This window comes from Asaia sp. As-1742, from assembly GCF_011753235.1.
Lineage (GTDB): Bacteria > Pseudomonadota > Alphaproteobacteria > Acetobacterales > Acetobacteraceae > Asaia > Asaia bogorensis_B.
This window is the reverse complement of record NZ_VWWA01000001.1, coordinates 313,501-339,157: the sequence shown is the minus strand read 5'-3', so window position 1 is coordinate 339,157 and position 25,657 is coordinate 313,501. Positions and strand designations below refer to the sequence as shown.

Here is a 25,657-nt window from a genome sequence, read left to right as displayed (position 1 = left end):
AGCCGTCAGCGCCAAGGCCGCACTATATAGGTCGGCTTCTCGTCACTGGCCCGACAGGCCGCCTTCCGAGTTCCAGGAACGATCATGATGGACGCCAATTTTTCCGACATCATGCGCTCGGCTCGTGTTCGCCTGTCACGCGCTTTCAGGAATACCCCCCAGAGAAGATCCCCTTCGTCAGATGAGACCACGCTTGAGGCCACATTGATGGAACTCCTGCGATCTGCCATCTCAGTGCCTGAAGGCCTCAAGCTGGCCTTCGATCATTTCTGCCTCGTCACACGTCCTGAGCGCGGCCTGATCATGAGTTCAGGCCCCCTTGTCATACCGCCGCCCACTGAACCGCAAATCCATATCCTCCACTCGTGGCCGATACGCGACGGCGATTTCCGCAGCCGTCTGGGCGGCATCAGAACCACCACCAATCTTTGCCTGCGTGCCATTGCGGAGATACGCCATCAGGGAGAGATTGGCTTAGTCGTCTATTATGGATGTCGCATGTCGCGCCGGCGCACGGCATCGTGCCGCCGTATCCTCAACACGCTGGCACAGACCGCGGCGGCCATGATCGAGGTGGATCATCGCTATCGTGCGCTCCTGCGTGCCCTTCCCTTCGATCCACTGACCCATCTGCCAGTCTGGTCGCTATTTCGTGAAAAGGTTGAGCGGCGTTTTGCACGGCTGGACCGCGAGCAGATCCCGGCCACGCTCATGCTCGTAAGTTTCTATGGCTTGCTTCATACACCCAGCGAAACGGTCGAGGCCGATGAAGCTGTGGAACAGATCGCCCATGTGCGTGACGCCATCAGTTTTCTCCAACGCGCCATACGACCGACAGATCTGATGGGACAGCTGGATCGTGAAAGCTTTGTTCTCTGGCTCGATGGCGGAGACCGTTTTGCCTCGGTCGAGCGGGCCGAACAGATCTGCCGGCGTAAATATATGTGCTCAGCCGGCGCCAATCCGCTTGTTTCGGTCAAGATCGGGCTCGTGACGCGTGAGCCGGGATCGCATGATACGCTCGATGTGTTTTTCGAGAGAGCCCGCATGGCTCTCTCGATTGCCCAAGAGGAAAACCTGGACTGGTATTTCGCGCATGAAAGCGCGTGATCAGGCGGCGCGGATGAGCGTGCCTGATCCCTTATGCGTGAAAAGCTCCAGCAAGCAGGCATGAGGCACACGACCGTCGAGGATCACAGCCGCACTGGCACCTGCCTTGACCGCAGCGAGACAGGTCTCGACCTTGGGAATCATGCCACCCGATATTGACCCGTCGGCAATGCGGCGACGCGCCTCATCAGCCGTCAGTTCGGGAATGAGCTTGCCATTTTCGTCAAGCACACCTGCCACATCGGTCAACATCAGCAGGCGCGACGCATTGACGCTACCAGCGATGGCACCAGCCGCCGTGTCGGCATTGATATTATAGGTCTCGCCCTTCTCGCCCACGCCAACCGGCGCGATGACGGGAATAAGCCCTGAACCCAGCAGGGAAAACAGAACACGGGGGTCGATCTTGACGGGCTCACCCACGAAACCGAGATCCTGCGCCTCATCATTGCCCGAGCGGGCGTCGCGGCTGTAATGCAGAAGCTTTCGCGCCTGCAACAGGCCACCATCCTTGCCCGAAATGCCAACAGCCAGAGCCCCGGCGCGATTGATGAGATCGGCCACCTGCTTGTTGACGCTGCCCGAAAGCACCATCTCGATCACGTCGATCGCCGCCTGATCGGTCACGCGCAGGCCATCGACAAAGCGGGATTCAATGTTCAGGCGCTTGAGCATGGCGCTGATCTGCGGGCCGCCGCCATGCACGACGATGGGGTTGATGCCCACGAGCTTCAGCAAGGCAATATCGCGCCCGAAAGCGCTGGACAGATGATCCTTGCCCATGGCGTTTCCGCCGTATTTAACGACAATGGTATCGCCCGCATAGCGCCGCAGAAACGGCAATGCGCTGGCCAGAAGAGCCGCCTGCTGCTGCCCCTCATCATTCATGTCCGGAAGCGTCAGCTCCGGGATATCCTTACTCATCCCTGCATCCCCTCAGGTGACGCACCAGCGATAAGCCGGGCGATCTCGGCACGCAATGTCTCGATGCCCAGCCCGGTCTCGCTGCTGGTAGTCGCGATATGTGGATAGGCCGCAGCATGTTTGGCCAGCACGGCCTGCACCTCGGCCATCTTGGCCTTGAGCTTGTTCGGCCCCATCGAATCTGCCTTGGTCAGCACGACCTGAAACAGCACTGCCGCACGGTCGAGCATTTCCATCACGTCGCGGTCCGCCTGCTTCAGCTCGATACGGGAGTCGAGCAGCAGAAAAACGCGCGTGAGCGTCGGGCGTCCGCGCAGATAGGCAAACATCATGGTCTGCCATTCTTCCTTGACCGACTTGGCCGCCTTGGCAAAGCCATAACCCGGCATGTCCACCAGAGCGAGACGATCGCCAAGATTGAAGAAATTGAGCTGCTTGGTGCGTCCCGGCTCGGAAGAGGCGCGGGCCAGTCTGTTACGTCCGGTCAGGGCATTGATGAGGCTTGACTTGCCCACATTGGAGCGACCGGCAAAGGCCACTTCCGGACCGGCAAGCGGGGGAAGCTGGTCGAGCTTTTGCGCACCGAAAAAGAATTCGCATTCCGATGCGAAAAGCAGACGACCTTCCTCGATCTGCTCGTCACTGAAGACTGTCGGATCTTCTTTCTGGCTCACGACTTGCTGACGGCCTTTCCGCCTTTCTTCTGGGCACGATCGATCTGGCTCTGGATCAGCTTCTGCTGACCATAGCTGAGTACGTTGTTCCATGTGTAGTAAATGATGATACCTGCCGAGATACGACCAAGGAAGATCGTATAGATGACCGGCATGAACTGCATGATCTTCTGCTGCGCCGGATCCATGCTCACCATGCTCTGACGCTGCATCAGCCAGATGGTGAAGCCGAACAGGATGGGCCAGATGCCGATATGGAGCATCTCGGGCATGAAGCTCGGGTTGAATGGCAGCAGGCCAAACAGATTGAAAATGGTGGTCGGGTCGGGCGCTGACAGATCGCGGATCCAGCCATAGAAGGGCGCGTGACGCATCTCGATGGTGATGTTCAGCACCTTGTAAAGGCAGAAAGCAACCGGGGCCTGAACGAGCAGCGGCAGACAGCCTCCCGCCGGATTGACACCCTCTTCCTTGTAGAGCGCCATGATCTGCTGGTTCTGCGCCAGCTGATCGCCCTTGTTGTGCTCACGAATGGCCTGGATACGGGGGGCCAGCGTGCGCATACGCGCCATCGAGGCGAAGGATTTCGTCGCCAGGGGGTAAAGGATCAGCTTGATGATCAGGGTCAGGATCAGCAGGGCGATGCCGAAATTGCCGACATGACTGTAGAGCCAGTGCAGCACATGGAACATCGGGCGCGTCAGGAACGCAAACCAGCCGAAATCTACGGCCTTGTAAAAATAGGGAATATGCAGATCGTCGGTGTACTGGTCGAGGAGATTGACTTCCTTCGCACCGGCAAAAATCATGCTTGTCGTGGCAACATTCGAACCCGGCGCGATCTGGATCGGCTGGCTCGAGAGCGTATCGACAATATACGAGCCTTCCTTGGCGTTGGGCACGTAGCGATACCGTACGGTCACCGCAGCCTTCTGGTCGGGGATAATGGCTGTCAGCCAGTACTTGTCGGTGATACCGGCCCAGCCACCCACGCCATCAGCCGACCAGGCGGTGTTGTCGGGCTTGCCAGCGCCCTTGCGCATGGTCTTGTAGGATTCCTCGTCCAGACGGTCATTCATGACAGAAAGCGGGCCTTCCTGCACGATCATACCGCCAGTTTCGAGCGGCTTGTAATCACGCTCGACGCGCTGATAGGGCGTGAGAGAAACCGGCCCACCGGCCTTGTTCTCGACACTCTGGGTAATCGCGAAAAGATAGCGACGATCAAGCTTGATCTGAATTCGGAAAATCAGACCCTGACCGTTATCCCACTGCATGGAAACCGGGTGGTCGGGAGAGAGCGTCTTGTCATCGCTCGACCAGTCGGTATTGGCATCCGGCAGGCGTATCGTAGAGCCTGACGGCGCCTGCCAGCCCAGTTCGACAAAGCTCGGCTGCGGACCCTCATCTGTTTCCAGGAGGCGAACGAGCGGCGAGTTCTTGTCCAGCGTCTCAAAATAATGCGTGAGCACCAGATTGTCGAAACGGGCCCCGCGCAGGCTGAAGGATCCGGTTGCATCCGGCCCCTCAATGGCAATGCGTCCAGCCGGTCCGTTGGGAACGGCAGGCCCATTGGCAGGTGCGCCGCCCGGCGCGGCAACAGGCAGGGCCGAAACCTTGCCATCAGCTTGGGGCTGTTTGCCCTGAACCTGCCCGGCCGTCTGGGTTTCAGCATCTTTCTTTGCGTGCTGAGGCACGAAATAATCGAAGCCGACCACGATCGCGAGCGAGAGACTGGTTGCCACCAGGATGCGCTTGATATCCATCAGCCGAGTGCCGGTCTTTCCATGAAAGTAAACAATTCTGCGCGCCCGGCGGCAGGATGCCACGGTCGCAGCCGTTGAAGTGACCGAAATCGGGTCACAAAACAATAGGGCGGAGGTGAATTAGGCGTTTTACAGCCCCTTGCAACCATCCAAAGCCGCCCCGTTCAGGGCACGGGGTCATATCCGCCGCGACAATAGGGGTGACAGCGCAGCAGTCGCTTCACAGTCAACCATATCCCGCGCACCAGACCGTGTCGGCGCAACGCCTCCTGGGCATAGGCACTGCAGGAGGGGTGAAACCGGCAGTTCGTACCGAGTTGGGGACTGATATAGCGGCGATAGACATGCAGACCGCCGAGCAGGCACGAAAGCAGAAGCTTTCTGCCCAGGCCGATCACAGGGCCTGACCTTTTTTCAAGGCATGTTCGAGATCGGCAAGCAGCTTGCCGAAGGGCCGGCCACGTGTCGAATCGCGGCCAATGAGCACCAGATCCACTGCGCTCAACGCATGGTCCTGCGCCACATGCGCCAACGCCGCCCGAAGGCGGCGGCGGGTGCGGTTACGCACAACGGCGTTCCCGACTTTTTTGGTAACCGTGTAGCCGACGCGGGCCGGCGCCTCGTCTTCGGTCTTCAGAACCTGAAGCACGAGCCCCGATGTGGCGACCTTGCGCCCGCGGCTCGCAACCCGAAGAAATTCGGGTCTTTTCCGAAGTTTTTGAGGCAGACCCGCCAAGTCGGAATCAGGCCGACAGCTTCTTGCGGCCCTTGGCGCGACGGTTGTTGATGACGCGACGGCCACCGACGGTTTCCATACGTGCACGGAAGCCGTGGCGACGCTTGCGGACGAGCTTGGACGGTTGATATGTACGCTTCATGGCGTCATTCCTCAAGGCAATGAATGATGGTGAGGCCCCTGGCTCCACCCCCGACAAGAAGACGACACAAGGCTGACGCCATCTTCCTCTGTGCGCGGGCTTTTACGGGCCTGAAACTGCGCTGTCAATCAAATCAAGGAGTCTGACCATGACACTGCGCGATGAAACGCCACCAACCGATGCCGAGACGAGGCTGAAAACGCTTCGTCATGATCTGCGCAACGATCTGGCGACTGCCCTTCTCGCTGCCGACCTGTTAACGTCGCATGGTGACGAGGCAGTCAAACGGCACGCCGCCAGCATCGTCAAAGCACTGGAAAAGGCGACCGAACGCCTCAAGCGCTCGCGCGTGGCGAACTAGGGTCACCAGACGCCCCGCCCCATGTCCGGGCGAGGCGCAAGGCGGGTGAGTCATGCACCCGCCCGATCTCTCCCTCAGAACGTGTCCTTCTGGATGATCTCGATCTTGTAGCCATCGGGATCTTCAACGAAGGCGATGATTGTTGTGCCGAACTTGACTGGCCCAGCTTCGCGCGTGACCTTGCCGCCATTGCTTCGGACCGTCTCGACGGTACGGGCCGCATCAGGCACGCCGATCGCAAAATGCCCGAAGCCCGTCCCGAGCTCGTAAGGACCTTCCTGATCCCAGTTATAGGTGAGCTCGACTTCCGCCTCACCATGGGCGTTGTCGTTGAACCCCATATAGACCAGCGTGTAGCGACCATCGGGCACTTCGCGACGACGGATCTCACGCATCCCCAGAATTTTGTAGAAAGCAACGCTCTTATCGAGATCCTGAACGCGTATCATCGTGTGCAGATAGCTTGCCATTGTGGCTCTCCCGGGCAGTTGGGTCCGGAATGCGCAGCACACCGGACAGGATGATCAGTCAGCGCCCAGCAGTTCGGCCGGGCTCAGACCATAGAGAAACAGACCTGAGCGGTCGGCGGTTGCCTCGCAGGCGGCCGGATCCGTCAGAAGGGTGCCTCCCGTCTCGAACGCGATGCCACGCAATCCGGCAGTGGCGGCGTTCCGGATGGTTTGAGGGCCAATCGTCGGCATGTCGGCCCGCTTTTCCTGGCCGGGTTTCAGCATCTTCACCAGCACGCCACCGGGGCCAGGCTGGCGCAGCCCCCCTGCCCGCGCAATCATGGCATCCGTCCCTTCGATAGCCTCGACAGCAAGAACGAGGCTATCCTGCACGATGCACCCCTGCCCGATATCCAGCGCACCCAGCCCACGCACGACAGCAACACCGCGTCTGATATCGCTCAATGCAAGATCATCCGGTGCGTAACGCCCCATGGCGCCAGGGCGACCGAGCGAGCGGGTCAGAAATTCATGGGCGCCACGGACGCGAAAGCCCTCTTCACCGAAAATCCGCACGAGCGCGCCGAGCAACCCGTCATCACCGGAGAAGAGCGCGCGCCCAACCCGCGCGAGCAGACGCGCACCTTCCGCGTCGGGGCGCAGATCACGCAGGGCCGGTCGCTTTACCGGGCCGATAAGCACGATATCGCGGCAACCGGCAGCACGAAGTGTGGAGAGAATTTCGCCCGCCGCAGCCAGACGGATGATACGATGTGGCCAGGCACGGATCAGATCGGGATCAACAAAATCCTGAAACCCGATGATAAAAACCTCGCCCCCCTGGGCGCGCACTGAATCGGCCACCTGGAAAGGGAGCGGACCACCCCCTGCCAGAATACCGACCGGTGCGGCAGTCACACGCCCTCCGTCTCGGCGGAGAGCTGCGCAGGGCTGGCGGCGCGGACAAGACCACGCCGGCTCTGGACTTCCATGAAAGCGATGATTTCCTGCACACGAGGGCTGTCAGGAAAGTCACGCTTCACAGCCGCAAGACGGGCTTCGAGCACCTGCTCATTGCGGCCAGTGCGCGGGTAAAGAACGCGGAAAGCGCGACGCATCTGCTGGATTTCCTCGGCGCTGACGCCCTGGCGGCGCAGCCAGATCCAGTGCAATCCTACGAGACGTGCCCGGTTACCGAGCACACTGCCATAGGGAATGACGTCAGCTTCGACACCGCATACGCCACCAACCAGCGCACCGCGACCGATACGCACGAACTGGTGCAGCGCAGCCGCCCCCATGACACGGGCGCCATCGCCAATCTCGACATGCCCGCCCATGACCACATTGTTCACGATGATCACGCCATCACCGATCATGCAGTCATGCGCGACATGGGCATTCGCCATGATCAGACAGTGCGAGCCGATTTGGGTAAGCGCCGTTCCTTGCGCCGTGCCGCGATGGATTGTCACGTTTTCACGAATGACGGTATGGGCGCCAATCACGCAGCGTGTCGGCTCGCCCTTGTATTTGAGGTCCTGCGGCGCAAGACCGATCGTCACGAAGGGGAAGACTTCAACCCGCGCACCGATCTCGGTCAACCCGTCGATGATGACATTGGCATGAAGGCGGGCCCCCTCACCGATCGAGACATCGGGGCCAACGGAACACCAGGGCCCGATGGTGACATTCTCACCCAGTATCGCCTCGGGTGCGACCAGGGCGCTGGGATGAATGCTGACAGTGCTGGGCCAATTTGACACGGAACGATCCACGAAGCTGTTTTAACCCATGATCATGGCGCTGAAGGTCGCCTCGGCAACCGACACGCCATCGACGCGTGCAACGCCCTTGAAACGCCACACATTGGCTCGGGCACGCTCCTTCACGACAGTGATGTGCAGCTGGTCACCGGGGCCGACCGGCCGGCGGAACTTGGCACCCTCGATCGTCATGAAATAGACGAGCTTGCCTTCAAAAGCCTCACCCAGTGTCAGAACGACCAGCGTTGCCGCTGTCTGGGCCATGGCTTCGACAATGAGCACGCCCGGCATGACGGGCTGCGCCGGAAAATGCCCGGTGAAAAAAGGCTCGTTGATGGTGACGTTCTTGATGCCGGTTGCCGACTCACCAAGCTTGATGTCGACCATCTTGTCGATCATCAGGAAGGGGTAGCGATGCGGGATAGCGGCCATGATACGCATGATATCGATAGCTTCGATATCCACCGTTGCGACCTCGGCTGCGCCGTTGTCAGCCGTGCCGGCCTGCGCCGTTACTTCCTTGTTTTTCTCTTCCGCAGAGGCGTCCAATGTTCTGCTCACTTCTCGTTCCTGAGCGGGTCAGCCCTGCCAACCGCGCCCAATTGTCAGTTACATGACAACAGGTTTAACGTGTCCGCCTGCTTCTAGCAAAACTCTGTAGTCATGACCACTGCCCGACCGATGGTGCTCAGGCGTCGGGCTTGCCGTCCTTCTTGGCCAGTCTGCGCAGAAAGGCAACATTGCGGAAAAACTCGCGGAAGGGCATGGCCGGGCTGCCAATAACATCTGCACCAGCCTCGACATCCGACATTACACCGCATTGTGCGCCAATACGGGCCTTTTCGCCGATCTTGATATGACCGATCAGACCAGCCTGAGCGGCGATCGTGACAAAGTCGCCCAGTTCCGTCGAACCGGAAATGCCGGCCTGCGATACCACAATACAGCAACGACCAAGCTGCGCATTGTGGCCAATCTGGACGAGATTATCGATGCGCGTTCCCGCCCCGATTACCGTGTCGCGCATGGAACCACGGTCAATGGTCGAGTTTGCACCGATCTCGACATCATGACCCAGAATGACTCGTCCCAGCTGTGGGACGGTCTCGAACCCGGCCGGTCCGACAGCAAAGCCGAAGCCGTCCTGTCCGATACGCGCACCCGGATACAGGGTGACACGATCATCAAGAATGGCATGAGACAGTGAGACATGCGCGCCGATGCGGCACGATGCGCCAATCACGACACCCTGCGCCACATCGGCGTGAGAACCGATGACGCTCCCTGCCCCGATCTGCACATTGGCGCCGATCGTTGCAAACGGGCCGATCTCGACGCCCTCTCCCAGGACAGCGCTTTCATCGACAAACGCCGTCGCATGCACGCCGGGACACGATGGGGGCACCGGGTGGAAACGGGCGGCGATACGAGCCCAGGCAAGGTAAGGTGACTTGCTGACCAGCCCGACAACGCCCTCGGGAAGCTTGTCTTTGAAAGCCGGTGCAAGAATGACGGCACCCGCCCTGGTTTCTGCCAGGAGCGGCAGATAGCGCCTGTTATCCAGAAAGCTCACTTCCTGCGCGGTGGCCGCCTGGAGGGGCGCCACACCACGCAACATGCGCTGACCTGCCTCACCCTGCCCCACAATCTCGGCATCCGCCCACTCGGCAAGCGACTGGATTGAAAACGGTCCCTGACGCCCAAAGAAGCGGGGGTCGCCGGGAAGAGCATCTGGCAGGGAAAGCGTCATGACTTATCAGTGCTTTCTGAGGATGGAGGCAGGAGCAGCTTGCGGCGCAGAAGCATCCGGCGTTGCTGCCGGGCCCGGGCCGACCTGAGAGTTCGTATCTTCATCCGCAGTGGTCGGCATCTTGCCCGACTTCGCCAGCACTTCAGGATCGACATCCTCAGCCGGAATAAAGACATGCGGCAGGATCTTGTTCAGAACCTTGGCTGTCTCTTCCGTGATGTCCTGACCATCGACATGCAGGGCGACCTGTTCGCTATGCAGAACGAGGTTCATGCTGTGGGATGCAGCAACCTGACGCACGATACGGACCAGCTCACGCTCGATCTGGTTCAGGGAAACGTTGGCCGCTTCCTGAATGATGCGAGCGCGATTGGCGAAGTCACGCTGCGCCTTGGCGCGACGCTCCTGCAGGTGACGCTCACGCAGCTGAATCTGTTCTGAAGTCAGCGTGCGGGCGCTTTCCTGCAGCTTCTGCTGCTCGGCGCGCCAGCCAGCCTGCTCCTTCTGGGCCGCGGCGGCGAGCTTGTCGCGGCGCTCGCCCAGAACACGCTGTGCCTCGGCGGCCGCGCTGGAGAGACGCATGACAGTCGGAATGCTGATCACGCCAAGCAGGGCGGCCGGCGGCGGTGCAGCCTTGGGCAGATCGGGCGAGTCAGGAATAGGGGGCTGAGGCAGAACGGGCGGTGTTTCCGGCTGCTGCATCGGCTCGTCAGAGTCCTGCGCCACAGGCTGCGCAACAGGAACGCGACGAACCGGATGCGGCGCGGCAGGAGCTGGCTGCTGGGCTGCCTTGGGGACGAACCAGCCACCGTTGCCGGAGGCGTTCTGGGCAGATTGTGCCTGGGCCAGGCTCGGCAGGCTGACGGAAGCGAGCAATGCCGAAGCAGCCACGAGACGGGCTGCCGAGAAAATGGACATGGAAACCTCTGTTCAAGACCGGGTGGCTATCGCCTTCTTGGCGGGCGATAGCACAGAGCGGTAAGCGGAGATCAGAATTGCTGCCCGAAGCCGAAACGGATCGGGTAGAGACGGTCGTTGCGCGACTTGCGGATCGGCACGGCGGCGTCGATATTCACGAGGCCGAACGGGCTTTTCCAGGAGATACCGAGACCCGTGGTGACACGCGGTGTGAGCGTGTTACCCGTGACAGGCGTGTATCTGGCCTGCGCGGGGTTGGTGTAGAGATTCTTGACGCGCAGCCCTGCAAGGCTACCGGCATCGACAAAGTAACGTCCGGAAATCCCGACATCCTCACCCATGGGCAGCGGGAAGTTGAGCTGGGCAGACGCCGTGTAGATGAAGCGACCACCGATCAGATCTTCCTGACCCGGCCGCGGATTATCGATGCTTGTATGGCCCGTACGCGGACCGGCACCACCCTGCAGGAAGCCGCGGAGGTTTTCACCACCAAGATAGAAGTTGTCGATAATGCTGACATTGCTGCTCTTGGACCAGTCGCCCATATAGCCGACGCCGCCCTTGAACTGCAGGCCCCAGTCATGGTTACCGGTCACGGAATCGAGCGGCACATAATACTGGCCGTCGAACTTGGCACGCAGATACTTCACGTCGCCACCCACACCGGCGAAATCGCCGCTCAGGTTCAGCACATAGCCCTTGCGCGGGCGCATGCGGTTGTCGCGACGGTCATAAGTCAGTGTGGTGCTCAACTGCGAGAGCAACGACCAGCCTGCCGAATCCTGCACGTAATAGGACGGGACATACTGATAGCCATAGGTCTCGATATCGCTCTGGCTGAAGATGTTGCCGACGCGACGATCGATCAGCGAGTAGCTCCAGGATTGCGAGAGGTAGTTGTTATACGAATACCCCATGCGCAGCGTCATACCATAACGGCCCTCTTTATAGGACTGATAGGTCTGATAGTTGTTTTCGATACCGAAGATATCGATACCTGCAACGATATTGCGATTCAGGAAGTAGGGATCGGTCAGCGAAAGATCGACCTGCTTCTGATAATACGCGACCGTTCCGGAGATGCCGGCATCCATGCCCGTGCCAAGCAGGTTATGCTGCTTGACCGAGCCGTTACCGAGAATACCCACGTCGGTCGAGTAACCACCACCAAGCGAAAATTCGCCGGTCGGCTTCTCGACCACATTGGCCGCAACGTTCACCTTATCCGGTGCCGAACCCTGGGTCTGGTCAACGGAAACCGTGCTGAAATAGCCGAGATCCTGAAGCGCAGCCTTGGAGTACTTACGATCGAACGGGGTGTACGGGTCGCCCTCTGCCATGGGCAGCGCACGACGGATGACCTTGTCCTTCGTAACGGTGTTGCCGTTGATGTCGATGCGCTCGACATAGACATGCGGCCCTTCGTTCACATCGAACAGCAGATCGACGATGCGTTTTTCAGGATTACGGGCAATTTCGGAACGAACCATCGCAAACGGATGGCCTGTCGCCTGCAGACGCTCCTGCATACCCGTCACGTTGTTCTGGATGGCTGTGCCATCGTACCACTGGTGCGGGAACAGATCGATGTACTGCTTGAGATCCTTCCCTTCGACGTGACGAAGGCTGGAACGCACATCCATCTTGCCAATGCGATAACGCGGCCCCTCATCCACCGTGAAGGTGATGATGAAGTTCTTGCGGTCAGGTGAGAGTTCACCCGTCGCATTGATCATGTGGAAATCGACATAACCATTATGCAGATAGAAGCGACGCAGCAATTCGGCATCGTACTTCACACGCTCGGGGTTATATTCATCCGATGAGGAGAAGAAGCGATACCACTCGGTCTCCTTGGACGAGATCACAGAGGCAAGACGGGCTTCGCTGAACGCCTTGTTGCCGACGAACACGACCTTGTTGATCAGGGTCTGGCGCGCTTCGTTGATCTTGAAGATCACATCGACACGGTTATGCGACAGCTTGATGATCTGCGGCGTAACGGTCGCCCCGAAACGGGCCTTTGAGGCATAAAGATCGAGCAGCTTCTGACGATCAGCCGCAGCCGCCTGCGAGGAGAACACGGCGCGCGGTCGCATGGCGATTTCCTTGCGCAGATCCTCATCCTTCACCGCATGATTGCCCTCAAAGGCAATGCGATTGACAATGGGGTTCTCTACAAGGTCCACGGTCAGCGTGCCGCCCGTGCGGCGCAGCGTCACGTCCTTGAAAAGGCCGGTCGCATACAGCGTCTTGAGCGAACGATCGAGATCGTCCTGGTTGAAACGGTCACCGGGCTGCACCACCATATAGGAGAGCACGGTGCTGGTTTCGATGCGGGTGTTACCCTTCACGTCGATCGCCTCGATCATCTGCCCGTTGGCCTGCCGTGGGGCGGCTGCGTGGTGATGCGACGGACGGCGGGTTTTCTGAGCCTCGGCCTTCCCTGCCCAAACAGGGAGTATGCAAACCGAAGCAAGAAGAACGAGGCGTTTACCTGACAAGACGGACGTTCCTTAACTTCATCAACCCGACGTGAAGGTTTATTTCAGACAATTTAAATTTATGCAACGAAGCGACGGCCTAATCCAGCCCCGCTTCCCCGGACGTATCCGGTTTATCCCCCCTGAGCAAGCGCCCCGCCTCATGAAGTGTCGTAACACTCTGTGTCAGGCGTGGCCGCGCTCAGCGTTTTCCTATCGAAACAGACCGAGATTCGATAGATCGTTGAAGGTGGAAAACAGGAAGAGCGCTGCGATAATAGCGAAGCCAGCCTGATAGCTGATCTCCTGCACCTTGCGTGACACGGGCTTACCCCGGACCGCCTCAGCCACATAAAACACGAGGCGCCCGCCATCGAGCAGAGGAATGGGGAAAAGATTGATCAACCCGAGATTGATCGAGAGCAGGGCCATGAAGGAAAGGATGCTGGCGAAGCCATAATGCGCCACCTGTCCCGAAAGCTGCGCAATCCGGATCGTTCCACCCAGCTCCCGCGCACTGCGGTGACCCGTAATGATCTGCCAGACACCTTGCAGGGTCTGCACAGAAACAAGCCAGGTTTCGTGTAGTCCGGCTGTGAAGGCGCTTGCAAAACCCATCGGCTTGCCTGGTACCAGCTGCGCCATGATGCCTATGCTGCCCGTGTCGGGGGCGCCGAGCTTGCCCGGCACACGATCCAGCGTGATCGGCAGACTGAGATCCTGATCGCCGCGGTGAATGCCCAGGGTTGTCTTTTCGCCCGGCATCTTGACGGCGTGAGCCTGAATATCGGCAAAGTTGAAGACGTCCAGTGAGCCCAGACGGGTGATGACATCGCCCTTCTGCAATCCAGCCTTCTCTGCCGCGCTATGAGGTACAACCTGTGCGATTTCATTCTTCAGCTCAGGCTTGCCAACTGCGACATAAAGCGCGGTGAAAAGCAGGATGGCGAAAACGAAATTGAATACAGGCCCCATGACAATGACCAGCATGCGCGAGCCAACTGGCTTGTCGTGAAATGTCTGGCCAGGAATCCAGGAGGCTCTTTGCTCAGGCGTCGCGTCCTCAGGGTCTTCAAATCCATGCGGCTTGACGAAACCACCAAGCGGAATGGCTGAAATGCGCCATTCCGTACCCGTACGATCGTGCCAGCGATAAAGCGCAGGACCAAAACCGATCGAGAATGTATCCACCTTAACACCACGCCAGCGTGCGGCGAGATAGTGCCCCATTTCATGCACAAAAACGAGCACCCCCAGAATGAGGGCGAAAGCAAGGATCGTCACCGCAAATTCATGCATGAAGCGTCTCCGCACCGTTCAGGGAATTGCTGCGCTCACGCGACACGAAAACCTCTGCTACCCGGCGGGCTTCCGCATCCCAGTGCAGCACCTCATCGAGCGTATCGAGTGTAGGTGCCCCGAGCTTGTCCATCGCATAGGCAATCGTGTCACCGATCCCGAGGAAGCCAATGCGACGGCCAAGAAACGCCTCAACGGCGATTTCATTGGCAGCAGAGAATATGGTTGGCGACGCTGCCCCGGCACAAAGCGCCTCACGGGCCAGACGTAGCGCGGGGAAGCGTACCTCGTCGGGCGCTTCAAAATCCAGACGGGCGAGCGCAGCCAGATCCAGACGCGGCGCGTTGGTCTGCATCCGGTCGGGCCAGGCCAGGGTGTTGGCGATGGGTACGCGCATATCGGGCGCGCCCAGCTGTGCAATCAGGCTGCCATCGCGGAACTGGACCATGCCATGAACAGCCGATTGAGGGTGAACCAGCACGTCGATCTGCTCGTTGCTCAGGCCGAAGATGCGAGCGGCCTCGATCACCTCCAGGCCTTTATTGGCCATCGACGCGGAGTCGATCGTGATCTTGGCCCCCATGCTCCATGTCGGATGCTTCAGAGCATGTTCGGGCGTTGCCGCACGCATGGTTTCAATCGAGGCGCAGCGGAACGGGCCGCCAGACGCCGTGAGTACGATCTTCTCCACGCTCTCGATCGGGCTACCTGTCAGGCTCTGGAAGATGGCGTTATGCTCGGAATCAACCGGCAGAAGGGTCGCCCCTGCTGCGGCAACCTCGCGAAGCATGACGTCACCGGCGCTGACAAGCGCTTCCTTGTTGGCTAGAGCGATGGCGCGGCCATTACGCGTTGCAGCCAAAGTTGGCTCAAGTCCCGCAGCCCCTGTAATGGCAGCCATGGTCCAGTCAGCCTCCATCGCAGCCGCCTCAATGACAGCCTGACGTCCACCCGCAGCCCGCACACCACGGCCTTTCAGACGGTCGCGTAATTCGTCGAGCAGGGCCTCGTCGTTGATGACAGCAATCTCGGCGCGCAGGGCAATGGCCTGCTCTGCCAGCAGCGCCACATTGCGGCCGCCGACAAGCGCCCGGATCTGGAAACGTGCCGGTTCAGCCAGCAGGAGATCGATCGTCGAGCAGCCAATACTGCCAGTGCTGCCAAGAACGGTGATGCTGCGTGGTGAGGCGGTCATGATCTCAGGGAACTCCAGATCAATGCGATGAAGCGGAAGATGAAACGAAGAAATGCGTCAATGCTGCGAAGATGTCGTGCGGTGTGGCATTCCAGAAGATCTGCTCGGGGACGCAAAGGGAGACCAGAGCGGCCAAGGGCGCCGCCGCCAGGAGGCCGTCGAAACGGTCGAGCAAACCACCGTGGCCGGGTATGAGCTTGCCGGAATCCTTGATGCCAACGCGTCGTTTGGCCGCGCTCTCTGCAAGGTCACCTGATTGCGAGGCAAAGCCAAGAATCATACCCCATATCAGCCCGCCCAACGGGGAGCCGATGCCGCTGCTCAGCACAACGAGCATGCCCACCAGTCCTGCAGCGATCAATCCACCGACCGCACCGGAACGCGTCTTGCCGGGCGAAATACGCGGTGCCAGTTTTGCACCGCCGAAAACTCGCCCTGCCAGATAAGCACCGCTGTCGCTCGCAATGACAACCGCCACCACAAACAGAACAAGTATAGCCCCATACGGTGGTTCGCGCAGCCAGAACAGGGACAAACCACCAAGTGCAGCCACGGCGACACATGCCCATTGCGCGGCCCCGAAGATCCCTGCGGCAAACACCAGAGCAAACGCGACACGCCATTCACCCTTCATGGCAGCAAGAAGCGCAGCCAGGGGCCAGGCGAGCAAGAGCCAACCTCGCCATTTAAGCGCCCCCCGCCCCCACCGTAGCCCAGCCATTGCCATGGCCTCATAGACGAGACCGAGGCTGACAAGCAGGATCATGCCGCGATAGGCGAGCCCTCCTGCCAGGATGCAAAGAGCGGCCACCGGTACGATAATCGCGGCCGAGATAAGACGCAGACGAAGATCAGACCAGCGCGAGGCAGAATTCTGTTGGCTCACAACGCGCCATCCGGATCAAGGCGTTTACCAAAGCGGCGTTCACGCCGGGAGAAGTCGCTCATCAGTGCTGTAAAATGCCCCTCGTCGAAATCAGGCCACATCACATCCAGAAAGGCCAGCTCGGCATAGGCCGATTCCCATAGCAGGAAGTTCGACAGGCGACGCTCTCCACTCGTGCGAACGATCAGATCGGGATCGGGGAATGACGAGGTCTGAAGAAACTCACCGAAAGTCGCTTCGCCCATCGCATTCAGGTCGATCTCCCCTCTTGATGCTGCGACAGCCATTTTCTTGGCCGCATTCAGCACATCATGGCGCGCACCATAGGACAGGGCGAGAATCATGGTCAGACGTGTGTTACGTGCTGTCAGGGTGCGGGCACGTTCAATTTCGTCGCGCAGGCTCGCATCAAACCGGGACAAGTCACCGATGAAATCGAGCCTTACATTCTGCTCGTGCAATTCCGCCACTTTATGGCGCAGATAAAAACGCAGGAGTGACGTCAGATCCGACACCTCTTCAGACGTGCGGTTCCAGTTTTCGGAAGAAAAGGCATAGAGGGTCAGATACCGAACGCCTGAAGTGATTGCCCCCCTCACACATCGCCTGACGGCCTCCGCGCCTGCCCGATGCCCGGCCATGACAGGCTTGCCGCGCGCACGCGCCCAGCGCCCGTTACCATCCATGATAACGGCCACATGGCGAGGTACTGTCGCAGGGTCCAGCCCTGTGGCCGGAGCAGTATGAGCGCGTGAGGAGGACACAGCCTTCAATCAGACCTGCTTGATCTCGCGTTCCTTGTCCGCCAGCATATCATCCACCCTCTTGATGTACTGGTCGGTCAGCTTCTGAACACCGTCAGACCAGACCTTCATGTCGTCCTGGCTGATTTCACTCTTCTTCTCGTGCGTTTTGATCTGGTCCATGCCATCGCGGCGCACATTGCGCACGGCAATCTTGCCGTTTTCAGCATAGCGCCCTGCGGCACGGGCCAGTTCGGTACGACGCTCTTCCGTCAGCTGGGGAATCGGCACGCGCACGGTCTGCCCATCCGCCGCCGGATTGAGGCCGAGACCCGCATCACGAATGGCGCGTTCAACGGCACCTACGAGACCGCGATCCCAGACCGAAACTGTCAGCATGCGTGCTTCAGGAACGGCGATCGAACCCACCTGAGAGAGCGGCACTTCACTGCCATAAGCCTCGACACGGACCGGCTCAAGCAGGTTCGGGCTGGCGCGGCCCGAGCGCAGACCAGACAGATCACGACGCAGGCTTTCAAGGGCGCCATCCATACGGCGCGTCAGATCGTCAAGCAGATCGTTCAGTTCGGCAGGCATTGGTCTCTCCTTCAATACGGTTCAGGCGTCCGGACCGGGGGAAGTGTCCCTTGGGTGGCGGTATGGCATTGCCGGCTTATCCCGAGGACCATGAGCCCTCGCGAGATCCCCCGGAACACCCGGCAGATGGCCCTGCTCAGGCCGCTTCGATAATACGGGTGAAACGCCCCTCGCCGCGCATGACACTCGCAAACGCACCGGGGGCATGAATATTGAAAACAATGATCGGCAGGCGGTTTTCACGCGCCAGCGAAATGGCCGTTGCGTCCATCACATTCAGATCGCGTGACAGCACGTCCATGTAGGACAATTCATCATAACGCTCGGCATCCGGCACACGGCGCGGGTCGGCAGAATAGACACCATCGACCTGCGTCCCCTTGAGCAGAACGTCACATTCCATCTCGTTGGCGCGCAGTGCTGCCGCTGTGTCAGTCGTGAAGAACGGATTGCCCGTACCCGCAGCAAAGATGACCACGCGTCCCTTTTCCATGTGGCGCACGGCACGGCGACGGATATAGGGCTCGGCAATGGAGGACATCTGGATGGCGGACATCACGCGGGTATCGATCCCTGCGCGCTCAAGAGCATTCTGCATCATCAGCGCGTTGATGACGGTGGCCAGCATGCCAGCATAATCACCCTGGGCGCGGTCCATGCCCTTCGCTGCGGCGGCCACACCGCGGAAGATGTTTCCGCCACCGATCACCAGACAGACCTGGATGCCGCTGCGTGAGACAGAAGCCACATCGTTCGCGATGGCCTCAACCATCTGCGGCTCGATACCGAATGAGCCCTTGCCCATGAGGGCTTCGCCCGAAACCTTGAGAAGAACGCGCTTGTATCCTGCAGAAGTTCCGGTCATCGCATCCTCTTTCACAGCGGCCTGATCAGGGCCCAACACGGCCCGCGCCTCTCTTATAGGGCGCGGCCTGTCCTAACAAGAACTTCTCAGGCGTCATCCAGCCCGATGGCACGCAGTCTGGCCTTTTCCTCATCCCAGCCCGCGCGCTCACGCACGTTCAGGAAAAGATGGCAGGGCCGTTCAAGCAACCGGCCCAGATCCAGACGCGCCCGCTCGCCGATGCTGCGAATCTTGCGTCCCCCTTCACCAATGAGGATGGCCTTGTGCCCGGGCCGGGAAACATAGATCGTGGCATCAATGCGCACCGACCCATCAGGGCGTTCCTTGAAGCTCTCCGTCTCGACGGTGGCCTGGTAGGGGATTTCCTCATGGGTCTGCATGAAAATCTGCTCGCGCACCAGCTCAGCCGCCAGCAAACGATCGGGCAGATCAGTCAGATCGTCTTCCGGATAGAGGTAAGGCCCCTCCGGCAGTTCAGCTGCGAGATAATCCAGCAGATCGTCCACCCCATCGCCCGAACGGGCGCTGAGCATGAACACATGCTCGACCGACAGCTGATCGGTAATGGCCTTGGTCAAGGGCAAAAGCTGCTGCGTGGTCACAAGGTCGGTCTTGTTGAGCACAAGCCAGACACGGCGCTTCTGCTTTGCCAGGGTATCGATGACCGCCTGGGCCTCCTCGCGTATGCCAGCCTTGGCATCGATCAGCAGGAGCGAAATATCGGCGTCCTGTGACCCGGTCCACGCTGCCGCCACCATAGCGCGGTCGAGCTTGCGCTTTGGCTTGAAGATGCCCGGCGTATCAACCAGCAGAATCTGGGAAGTCTGCCGCATCAGGATCCCGAGCACGCGAAAGCGCGTCGTCTGGGCCTTGGGGCTGACGATCGAGAGCTTGGTCCCGGTCATACGGTTGATCAGGGTGGATTTACCGGCATTCGGAGCCCCGACCAGGGCGACGAAACCACAACGTGTTGTCATTTTCTATCCTTCGTGCCTTTACGGCCACGGTTCAATCGCCGAAGCAAGGCAGTGGCTGCCTCGCTCTCGGCCTGGCGTTTGCTACCCGCAACGCCCTCTCCTTTCTCCCCCATAGCAGAAACCGCGATGGTAAAGCGCGGCGCATGTGAGGGACCTTCCATGGAAAGCGTTTCGTAATCCGGCAGGGGGTATCCCCGGGCGAGAACGAATTCCTGCAGGGTCGTCTTGGGGTCCTTGGGCGGCGTGATCTGCGAGGTCAGCAGATCCTTCCACTTTTCCCGCACAAAACGTCGCGCTGGCTCCAGTCCGCCATCGAGATAGAGCGCTCCTAACAGAGCCTCCATCGCGTCGGCCTGAACATTCGCAAGGCTGCGTATTCCGGCCTGCTCCTCATGTTCCGCAATATGCAGTGCCCCGGCTACACCAATGCTCTCTGCAATCGGGGCCAGAGCATTGCGCGAGACCAGCGAGGCATGGCGCGGCCCCAACGCCCCTTCGGGCTCGTCGGGGAACTGCTCAAGCAGCCATTCAGCCATCAGCAGACCAAGCACGCGATCACCGATGAATTCCAGCCGCTCGTTCGAGGCTGCGCTCGCAACCCGTGCGGCCTGACGTGGCGCGCGCCGTCCCTGACGGGCGGAGACAGCAGAACGGTGGGTGAGCGCCTGTCGCAGAAGCCCCTGATCAGCAAACTGGTGGCCAAGGGCCTTCTGGAGCGTCTCCGCTATGGCGTCATGAGTCGTCATGAGCCACCCTCAATGCATGGTCGCAAAAAGATGGCTCCAGCGGATCTCGAAGGGCCATTGCCAGAACTGCCAGAGAGGATGAACGGCCTCGTACGAGAAGAACACGAAGCGTGCCTTGCCCACCAGATTGACCATCGGCACATAGCCGAGGTCTACACCATTATCGCGCTGGAAACGGCTATCCCCGCTGTTATCGCGGTTATCACCCATCGCGAAAAAGTAACCCTCGGGCACGACATATTCGCGCGTGTCGTTCTGTTCACCCTCATCCGTCTGCTTCAGAATCTGATGCGTGACGGGCGCGGCACCCGCACTTCCGGGCAAGGTTTCGAGATAGCGTATGCCCGTCTGCGGATAACGGTTCTCATCCATCACGGAATAGGCGCCCAGCGACTTGCGCGGCACCAGCGTGCCGTTCAGATAAAGCTCGCCTGCACGCATCTGGATGTGATCACCCGGCAGACCGATGATGCGCTTGATATAATCGACCGACGTGTTTTGCGTATAACGGAACACCGCGACATCACCACGATGCGGCGACGCGCCCCAGATGCGCCCCTCAAAGAGATGTGGCGAAAACGGCATGGAGAATCGAGACCAGCCATAATCGAATTTCGTGACGATGATGTAGTCACCCACCTGCAGCGTCGGGATCATGGACGCGCTGGGAATATTGAACGGCTCGAGAACCACCGTTCGTATCGCCAGCAATACGACAATCCAGATCGCGACAAAGCGCACGATCTCAAGGGGGGTGTCTTCTTTTTTCCTGGAGGCACGTGCCTCCTGATTCTGGTCGGTCATATCCGGGTCTTAGCGCAGGTGGTGGGGCATTGGCGACAGGCTATCACGAAGTACAGGAAACTGACTGCACGATCACATAGGCTATTGCATAAGGTGTTTCATCACTCAGGCTGAGCAGGACTTCCGCCCGCTCTCCCGGCAGGGCCAGCGCAGCAAGACAACGCGCCGCCTCGCCCCTCAGGGTCAGGAAGGGTTTACCCGATGCATCATTACTGACTTCGATATCGGTCAGGGCTATACCGTCGCGAAAGCCGGTACCCAGTGCCTTGACGCATGCTTCTTTGGCCGCCCATCGCTTGGCAAGGATACCGATACGGCCATCGCCCTTGCGCGTATCCGCATAGGCGCGTTCCGCCGCAGTGAAGCTGCGCTCGAGAAATCTTTCCCCTGAACGCTCAAGAGCGCGTGCGATACGACGCATATCGCACAGATCCGTGCCAATCCCCCTGATCATCCCGCAGCTCAGTTCCGGGCGCGCTCGACCTGCATGACACCCTGTGCCGAGCGCAGCGCTGCAATCATGGCGGAGAGGTGCCGCACGTCACGCACTTCGAGATCGACCAGAATTTCCATGAAATCAAGCTGGCGATTCAGGATGCGCAGATTGACGACACTGCCATTATGCTTGGACGCTGTGTTCGTGAGGGTGGTCAGAACGCTCGACTCATTGGCAGCAATCACGCTGACACGCCCGATATGCGGTGCGCCGCGCTCGCCTTGCGCCAGAGCCTCATAATCCCAGTCGATTTCAAGGAACCGCTCAGGCGTGGACGAGAAGGCACTCAGATTCTGGCAAGCACGCTGGTGGATGGTTACGCCCTTGCCCTGCGCGATGATGCCCACGATCGGATCACCCGGTAGCGGATGACAGCACCCGGCGAAATGGGTCGCAATCCCGGAGCCGATACCGGTGATGATCGAACCGCTCTTGGTGCCATAGCGCGGCGCCGTACCGACACCCCCACCAAGGCGACCGGACAGACCCGGCACCATACGAGGCGCGCGATGGGTCTGGCGCAGCTCAGGATAAGCCGCATTGACCACGTCACGCGGCCCAAGCTGACCATTGCCAACCGCAACATACAGATCCTCGATGCTGGCCTGACGCAGATCGCGCAGCAGCGACTCAAGCACTTTCTCACTACCATCGACACCTTCCTGACGGAAAGCCTTGGCCAGCGCGGTGCGCCCGGTATCGAGATTGACCTGGCGCTGCTGCAACGCAACATGGCGGCGTATGCGCGCACGCGCCTTGCCTGTAACGACGAACCGCTCCCAGGACGCGGAGGGCGTCCCGCCACGCGCCGTCATGATCTCGACCTGATCGCCATTCTGCAATTCATGGCGCAGGGGCATCAGGCGGCCATTGATCTTGGCGCCCACGCAGGCATCACCAACCTGGCTATGCACAGCATAGGCGAAGTCAACGGGCGTCGCGCGACGCGGAAGAGAGATCAGCTGCCCTTTGGGGGTGAAACAGAAAACCTGATCCTGATACAGTTCGAGCTTCGTGTTTTCGAGAAACTCGTCAGGTGCCTCAGAATCCTCGAGGATCTCAAGCAGATCCTGCACCCAGCGCAGCTTGTTGAGGCCCAGAGCCGCAACTTCGCTATTGGACGCCTGCGCCTCGTCGCGTTCCTTGTAGGCCCAGTGCGCTGCCACACCGTTCTCGGCAAAATTGTGCATGTCCGCCGTGCGGATCTGCACTTCGATCTTCTGGTTTCGCGGCTGTCGCAGGGTCACGCCCGTATGAAGGCTCTGATAGCCATTGGCCTTGGGCGTGGAGATGTAATCCTTGAAGCGCCCCGCAATCATCGGATAGGCGCCGTGAATAGCACCCAACGCGGCATAGCAGGCATCGCGGCTGGGAACGATCACGCGAAATGCCATGATGTCGGAAAGCTGCTCGAACGCGACATTGCGCTTTTGCATCTTGGCCCAGATGGAATAGGGCGATTTTTCCCGCCCCGTCACATCGATCTGGGGCAGACCGACCTCGGCACAGAGCGCCTTCAGTTCATGCTTGATCTGCTCGATGATATCCGCGCCGTGACCCCGCAGAAAGTTCAGGCGTGCCCGGATTGTCGCATCGGCTTCGGGCTCAAGCTGTTCGAATGAGAGATTTTGCAGCTCGGTCTTGACGCGATCCATACCGATGCGCTCGGCCAGCGGCGCATAGATATCCATCGTTTCACGGGCAATGCGCAGGCGTCGATCCTGCCTCTGCACATAATGCAGGGTGCGCATGTTATGCAGGCGATCGGCAAGCTTCACGATAAGCACGCGAATATCGCGTGACATCGCCAGAACAAGCTTACGGAAATTTTCCGCCTGTTTCGTCCGGTCCGACTGCAACTCCAGACGAGTCAGTTTGGTCACACCATCGACCAGACTGGCCACCGTCTCACCGAAGCGGTCCTTCAGAAAGGCCGGCGTAATCCCGGTGTCTTCGACCGTATCGTGCAGCAGCCCGACCATGATTGAAGGCACGTCCATGCGAAAACCCGCAAGGATGTTCGCCACGGCGATGGGATGGATAATATAGGGCTCACCATTGTCGCGCTTTTGCTCGCGATGCGCCTTTTCGGCTACCTCGTAGGCTTCTTCCACGCGCTTGAGGTCCGCTTGCGGATCATAGGCGGCAATACGGCGAAGAAGACCGCTGATCGATGGCATGGCGGGCGCCATGCCTGTCGGTTCAGCTGCGAGGATTTCAGGCGCTGGCGTGTTGTGCTCGGCGCCGGGGAGAAGGGTGTCAGACATGCCGGTACTCTCTCCCGCAACCTAAATCGTTGAATACGCTACCGGACCACAGAACGGCCCGGCACCGCAAGAGGACTCAGCGGCGGCCGCGTCCTCCGAACTCTGCCTCGAACGACGCCTCGAGCTCGGCTGTGGACATGGTTTCGGCCATATGCGCGTGCTCTTCCTCGGAGGAGACATCCTGCAGGCCAAAGATGTTCTGATCGGTCGGAATGAGGTCCATCACCTCTTCATCGACAGGCTCGGGCTCGGGGGCACGGGCCAGAGAGCGCACGATACCATCCTTGAGCGTACCGAGATTGACCTTGTCCTCCGCGATTTCGCGCAACGCCACGACAGGGTTCTTGTCATTGTCACGATCAAGGGTCATTTCCTCGCCACGCGACAGACCACGAGCGCGCTGTGCAGCAAGGAGAACGAGCTCGAAGCGGTTCGGGACCTTTTCGATGCAGTCTTCAACGGTAACGCGTGCCATAAAACTCTTCCCAACCAATTTCCGCGGATCGACGTGAATTGTGCAAAATAGCATAGCATGGCGGGTGGAGCAATCATAAGCGCTTTCGCGCCCATGCAACATGGCATCAGAGTAAGGATCGCAATCTTCAGCATCGCTCTTGCTTGGCTGAAGGACAGCTCCAGAGGTGATGAACTGACATAGTCTGACAATTACGAAATGTGCGGCGCTCTGTATTATTCATCTAACATTTGTTAATCTTCTACAGTAAATCTAACTGACTGCCGCGAAAGCCTGTCCCGGCAGAATTCTCATACGGATCGAAGATGCTCGACAAAACCGAGAAAACTGCTGTTTTTATAGATGGATCGAGCTTATATTATACTGCCAAGACCCTTGGATTTGAAGTCGACTATCGGCGCCTGCTCCGATATTTGAAATCGGGAACCAGACTGATACGAGCCCATTACTATGCGGCAATTCCCGAGACCGAAGAGTATTCTCCCCTTAAGCCACTCACCGACTGGCTCGCCTATAACGGTTATATGCTCGTTACAAAGACGGCACGCGAATTTACCGATCAATCCGGCCGCCGACGCCTCAAAGGCAATATGGATGTCGAACTGGCGGTCGATTTGCTCGAACTGGCTGACAAGATAGATCACGCTGTGATATTCAGTGGGGATGCAGATCTCAGACGTGCCGTGGAAGCCATACAGCGCCGCGGTGTGCGTGTTACGGCAGTATCGTCGCTCAGGTCCTCCCCCCCCTTGATTGGGGATGACCTCCGGCGACAGGTGGATCAGTTCGTTGAACTGGGAGACATTGCGGCAGAGTTCACACGCCGTCAGGCCGACACCCCGGTACGCCCCAGATCCAACCCGATCAGGCATCCTGCCGATGTCATGCCCGACAACGATCTTGATGATTGATCGTCCTGTCTGACCCAGCCCCGGGCATGTTCCGAGACAGTGAGATGGCATCGGCAGGCATCGTAACGTTTGCCCCGCCCATGTGAGGTCGACAATTCGGCGGTGGGCGCCCGTGGGGATTACCTGCGCGCGCCGCGCCTCCGCTCGGCCTCGTTCGCTGCCAAATCCACGCCTCTACGGGATTTAAAACGTCAGGCGTTTCCATATCTTTCAGCGCTGTATCCACCGGGATCCGATCCGATGCACAGGCTGCTTCAGCGAAGGTAGGCTGTACACGACTGCGATCTGACGTGCTTGTTATCATGACATTTTTTTGC

28 protein-coding genes are annotated in these 25,657 nt (G+C 59.4%); 3 read left to right on the top strand and 25 right to left on the bottom strand.

Going from position 1 to position 25,657, the window contains the following annotated elements; genetic code table 11:
* Window positions 1-84 precede the first annotated feature (84 nt).
* Window positions 85-1,110 carry a diguanylate cyclase domain-containing protein gene (locus F3J08_RS01425; RefSeq protein ID WP_166928136.1) on the top strand — a complete coding sequence of 342 codons (1,026 nt, stop codon included), beginning with the start codon at window positions 85-87 and terminating at the stop codon, window positions 1,108-1,110.
* Here F3J08_RS01425 and argB read toward each other — a convergent pair whose 3' ends face one another.
* The 6 genes from argB to rpmH form a co-directional block, all read right to left on the bottom strand.
* Window positions 1,111-2,034 (bottom strand): acetylglutamate kinase, encoded by a 924-nt coding sequence (argB, locus tag F3J08_RS01420; RefSeq protein WP_062164924.1) that lies wholly within the window; start codon window positions 2,032-2,034, stop codon window positions 1,111-1,113.
* Window positions 2,031-2,708, bottom strand: coding sequence for a ribosome biogenesis GTP-binding protein YihA/YsxC (yihA, locus tag F3J08_RS01415; RefSeq protein ID WP_062164926.1), 678 nt, complete (start codon window positions 2,706-2,708; stop codon window positions 2,031-2,033). The genes argB and yihA overlap by 4 nt, the downstream gene beginning before the upstream one ends.
* Window positions 2,705-4,474 carry a membrane protein insertase YidC gene (gene yidC / locus F3J08_RS01410; protein WP_062164928.1) on the bottom strand — a complete coding sequence of 590 codons (1,770 nt, stop codon included), beginning with the start codon at window positions 4,472-4,474 and terminating at the stop codon, window positions 2,705-2,707. The genes yihA and yidC overlap by 4 nt, the downstream gene beginning before the upstream one ends.
* 164 nt (window positions 4,475-4,638) lie before the next feature.
* Window positions 4,639-4,872: a membrane protein insertion efficiency factor YidD gene (yidD, locus tag F3J08_RS01405; RefSeq protein WP_336717216.1), complete on the bottom strand. Its 234-nt coding sequence runs from the start codon at window positions 4,870-4,872 to the stop codon at window positions 4,639-4,641.
* Window positions 4,869-5,210, bottom strand: a complete 342-nt coding sequence (rnpA, locus tag F3J08_RS01400; protein ID WP_166928134.1) for a ribonuclease P protein component — start codon at window positions 5,208-5,210, stop codon at window positions 4,869-4,871. The genes yidD and rnpA overlap by 4 nt, the downstream gene beginning before the upstream one ends.
* Before the next feature lie 7 nt (window positions 5,211-5,217).
* Window positions 5,218-5,352, bottom strand: coding sequence for a 50S ribosomal protein L34 (gene rpmH / locus F3J08_RS01395; protein ID WP_023978518.1), 135 nt, complete (start codon window positions 5,350-5,352; stop codon window positions 5,218-5,220).
* A gap of 148 nt (window positions 5,353-5,500) precedes the next feature.
* Here rpmH and F3J08_RS01390 point away from each other — a divergent pair, with 148 nt between their 5' ends.
* Window positions 5,501-5,713: a hypothetical protein gene (locus F3J08_RS01390; RefSeq protein WP_166928133.1), complete on the top strand. Its 213-nt coding sequence runs from the start codon at window positions 5,501-5,503 to the stop codon at window positions 5,711-5,713.
* A 74-nt stretch (window positions 5,714-5,787) separates the two neighbouring features.
* Here the strand turns inward: F3J08_RS01390 and gloA are convergent, their stop codons facing one another.
* The 19 genes from gloA to rpoZ all read right to left on the bottom strand — a co-directional run bounded on the left by gloA (window position 5,788) and on the right by rpoZ (window position 24,429).
* Window positions 5,788-6,183, bottom strand: a complete 396-nt coding sequence (gene gloA / locus F3J08_RS01385; protein ID WP_023978520.1) for a lactoylglutathione lyase — start codon at window positions 6,181-6,183, stop codon at window positions 5,788-5,790.
* 54 nt (window positions 6,184-6,237) lie between these two features.
* Complete coding sequence (locus tag F3J08_RS01380) at window positions 6,238-7,080, bottom strand: UDP-2,3-diacylglucosamine diphosphatase LpxI domain-containing protein (protein ID WP_166928132.1); 843 nt, start codon at window positions 7,078-7,080, stop codon at window positions 6,238-6,240.
* A complete protein-coding gene (lpxA, locus tag F3J08_RS01375; RefSeq protein WP_166928131.1) occupies window positions 7,077-7,928 on the bottom strand; it encodes an acyl-ACP--UDP-N-acetylglucosamine O-acyltransferase in 852 nt (283 codons plus the stop codon). The genes F3J08_RS01380 and lpxA overlap by 4 nt, the downstream gene beginning before the upstream one ends.
* A gap of 21 nt (window positions 7,929-7,949) precedes the next feature.
* The gene (fabZ, locus tag F3J08_RS01370; RefSeq protein WP_031240655.1) at window positions 7,950-8,369 is read right to left on the bottom strand and encodes a 3-hydroxyacyl-ACP dehydratase FabZ; all 420 of its coding nucleotides are present in this window, start codon (window positions 8,367-8,369) and stop codon (window positions 7,950-7,952) included.
* 247 nt (window positions 8,370-8,616) lie between these two features.
* Window positions 8,617-9,678, bottom strand: coding sequence for a UDP-3-O-(3-hydroxymyristoyl)glucosamine N-acyltransferase (gene lpxD / locus F3J08_RS01365; protein WP_166928130.1), 1,062 nt, complete (start codon window positions 9,676-9,678; stop codon window positions 8,617-8,619).
* A 6-nt stretch (window positions 9,679-9,684) separates the two neighbouring features.
* Window positions 9,685-10,596, bottom strand: a complete 912-nt coding sequence (locus tag F3J08_RS01360; RefSeq protein WP_166928129.1) for an OmpH family outer membrane protein — start codon at window positions 10,594-10,596, stop codon at window positions 9,685-9,687.
* Window positions 10,597-10,667: 71 nt separating this feature from the next.
* Entirely contained in the window at window positions 10,668-12,968 is a 2,301-nt protein-coding gene (bamA, locus tag F3J08_RS01355) for an outer membrane protein assembly factor BamA (RefSeq protein ID WP_370458651.1), read from the bottom strand.
* Between the two features lie 324 nt (window positions 12,969-13,292).
* The gene (gene rseP, locus F3J08_RS01350) at window positions 13,293-14,378 is read right to left on the bottom strand and encodes an RIP metalloprotease RseP (RefSeq protein WP_122039859.1); all 1,086 of its coding nucleotides are present in this window, start codon (window positions 14,376-14,378) and stop codon (window positions 13,293-13,295) included.
* On the bottom strand, window positions 14,371-15,573 hold the full coding sequence (gene dxr, locus F3J08_RS01345) for a 1-deoxy-D-xylulose-5-phosphate reductoisomerase (RefSeq protein ID WP_166928127.1): 1,203 nt from the start codon (window positions 15,571-15,573) through the stop codon (window positions 14,371-14,373). The genes rseP and dxr overlap by 8 nt, the downstream gene beginning before the upstream one ends.
* 19 nt (window positions 15,574-15,592) lie before the next feature.
* Window positions 15,593-16,459 (bottom strand): phosphatidate cytidylyltransferase, encoded by an 867-nt coding sequence (locus tag F3J08_RS01340; protein ID WP_166928126.1) that lies wholly within the window; start codon window positions 16,457-16,459, stop codon window positions 15,593-15,595.
* Window positions 16,456-17,223, bottom strand: coding sequence for a polyprenyl diphosphate synthase (uppS, locus tag F3J08_RS01335; RefSeq protein WP_276110103.1), 768 nt, complete (start codon window positions 17,221-17,223; stop codon window positions 16,456-16,458). Before uppS ends, F3J08_RS01340 begins: the two co-directional genes overlap by 4 nt.
* A gap of 9 nt (window positions 17,224-17,232) precedes the next feature.
* The gene (gene frr, locus F3J08_RS01330) at window positions 17,233-17,799 is read right to left on the bottom strand and encodes a ribosome recycling factor (RefSeq protein ID WP_166928125.1); all 567 of its coding nucleotides are present in this window, start codon (window positions 17,797-17,799) and stop codon (window positions 17,233-17,235) included.
* 136 nt (window positions 17,800-17,935) lie between these two features.
* Window positions 17,936-18,664 (bottom strand): UMP kinase, encoded by a 729-nt coding sequence (gene pyrH, locus F3J08_RS01325; protein WP_166928124.1) that lies wholly within the window; start codon window positions 18,662-18,664, stop codon window positions 17,936-17,938.
* Between the two features lie 86 nt (window positions 18,665-18,750).
* Entirely contained in the window at window positions 18,751-19,641 is an 891-nt protein-coding gene (gene era / locus F3J08_RS01320) for a GTPase Era (protein ID WP_035443892.1), read from the bottom strand.
* Window positions 19,638-20,387 carry a ribonuclease III gene (gene rnc / locus F3J08_RS01315; RefSeq protein WP_166928123.1) on the bottom strand — a complete coding sequence of 250 codons (750 nt, stop codon included), beginning with the start codon at window positions 20,385-20,387 and terminating at the stop codon, window positions 19,638-19,640. Before rnc ends, era begins: the two co-directional genes overlap by 4 nt.
* 9 nt (window positions 20,388-20,396) lie before the next feature.
* Complete coding sequence (lepB, locus tag F3J08_RS01310) at window positions 20,397-21,191, bottom strand: signal peptidase I (protein WP_166928122.1); 795 nt, start codon at window positions 21,189-21,191, stop codon at window positions 20,397-20,399.
* A gap of 43 nt (window positions 21,192-21,234) precedes the next feature.
* Window positions 21,235-21,645 carry a holo-ACP synthase gene (gene acpS, locus F3J08_RS01305; RefSeq protein ID WP_166928121.1) on the bottom strand — a complete coding sequence of 137 codons (411 nt, stop codon included), beginning with the start codon at window positions 21,643-21,645 and terminating at the stop codon, window positions 21,235-21,237.
* Between the two features lie 8 nt (window positions 21,646-21,653).
* On the bottom strand, window positions 21,654-23,879 hold the full coding sequence (locus F3J08_RS01300) for a bifunctional (p)ppGpp synthetase/guanosine-3',5'-bis(diphosphate) 3'-pyrophosphohydrolase (protein ID WP_122040073.1): 2,226 nt from the start codon (window positions 23,877-23,879) through the stop codon (window positions 21,654-21,656).
* A gap of 151 nt (window positions 23,880-24,030) precedes the next feature.
* A complete protein-coding gene (rpoZ, locus tag F3J08_RS01295) occupies window positions 24,031-24,429 on the bottom strand; it encodes a DNA-directed RNA polymerase subunit omega (protein ID WP_023978537.1) in 399 nt (132 codons plus the stop codon).
* Between the two features lie 305 nt (window positions 24,430-24,734).
* Between rpoZ and F3J08_RS01290 the strand changes: the two genes are divergently transcribed.
* Window positions 24,735-25,340, top strand: a complete 606-nt coding sequence (locus F3J08_RS01290; RefSeq protein WP_122039853.1) for an NYN domain-containing protein — start codon at window positions 24,735-24,737, stop codon at window positions 25,338-25,340.
* The last annotated feature ends 317 nt before the right edge of the window (window positions 25,341-25,657 follow it).

Bases quoted from the DNA above. Each gene is read 5' to 3' on its own strand.
- gloA (WP_023978520.1), bottom strand. From the start codon at position 6,183: ATGGCAAGCTATCTGCACACGATGATACGCGTTCAGGATCTCGATAAG.
- pyrH (WP_166928124.1), bottom strand. From the start codon at position 18,664: ATGACCGGAACTTCTGCAGGATACAAGCGCGTTCTTCTCAAGGTTTCG.
- rpoZ (WP_023978537.1), bottom strand. From the start codon at position 24,429: ATGGCACGCGTTACCGTTGAAGACTGCATCGAAAAGGTCCCGAACCGC.
- dxr (WP_166928127.1), bottom strand. From the start codon at position 15,573: ATGACCGCCTCACCACGCAGCATCACCGTTCTTGGCAGCACTGGCAGT.
- F3J08_RS01390 (WP_166928133.1), top strand. From the start codon at position 5,501: ATGACACTGCGCGATGAAACGCCACCAACCGATGCCGAGACGAGGCTG.
- F3J08_RS01300 (WP_122040073.1), bottom strand. From the start codon at position 23,879: ATGGCGCCCGCCATGCCATCGATCAGCGGTCTTCTTCGCCGTATTGCC.
- era (WP_035443892.1), bottom strand. From the start codon at position 19,641: ATGACAACACGTTGTGGTTTCGTCGCCCTGGTCGGGGCTCCGAATGCC.
- lepB (WP_166928122.1), bottom strand. From the start codon at position 21,191: ATGACCGACCAGAATCAGGAGGCACGTGCCTCCAGGAAAAAAGAAGAC.
- F3J08_RS01425 (WP_166928136.1), top strand. From the start codon at position 85: ATGATGGACGCCAATTTTTCCGACATCATGCGCTCGGCTCGTGTTCGC.
- F3J08_RS01360 (WP_166928129.1), bottom strand. From the start codon at position 10,596: ATGTCCATTTTCTCGGCAGCCCGTCTCGTGGCTGCTTCGGCATTGCTC.
- lpxD (WP_166928130.1), bottom strand. From the start codon at position 9,678: ATGACGCTTTCCCTGCCAGATGCTCTTCCCGGCGACCCCCGCTTCTTT.
- F3J08_RS01290 (WP_122039853.1), top strand. From the start codon at position 24,735: ATGCTCGACAAAACCGAGAAAACTGCTGTTTTTATAGATGGATCGAGC.
- acpS (WP_166928121.1), bottom strand. From the start codon at position 21,645: ATGATCAGGGGGATTGGCACGGATCTGTGCGATATGCGTCGTATCGCA.
- frr (WP_166928125.1), bottom strand. From the start codon at position 17,799: ATGCCTGCCGAACTGAACGATCTGCTTGACGATCTGACGCGCCGTATG.
- argB (WP_062164924.1), bottom strand. From the start codon at position 2,034: ATGAGTAAGGATATCCCGGAGCTGACGCTTCCGGACATGAATGATGAG.
- yidC (WP_062164928.1), bottom strand. From the start codon at position 4,474: ATGGATATCAAGCGCATCCTGGTGGCAACCAGTCTCTCGCTCGCGATC.
- rnc (WP_166928123.1), bottom strand. From the start codon at position 20,387: ATGACGACTCATGACGCCATAGCGGAGACGCTCCAGAAGGCCCTTGGC.
- rpmH (WP_023978518.1), bottom strand. From the start codon at position 5,352: ATGAAGCGTACATATCAACCGTCCAAGCTCGTCCGCAAGCGTCGCCAC.
- fabZ (WP_031240655.1), bottom strand. From the start codon at position 8,369: ATGCGTATCATGGCCGCTATCCCGCATCGCTACCCCTTCCTGATGATC.
- rseP (WP_122039859.1), bottom strand. From the start codon at position 14,378: ATGCATGAATTTGCGGTGACGATCCTTGCTTTCGCCCTCATTCTGGGG.
- bamA (WP_370458651.1), bottom strand. From the start codon at position 12,968: ATGATCGAGGCGATCGACGTGAAGGGTAACACCCGCATCGAAACCAGC.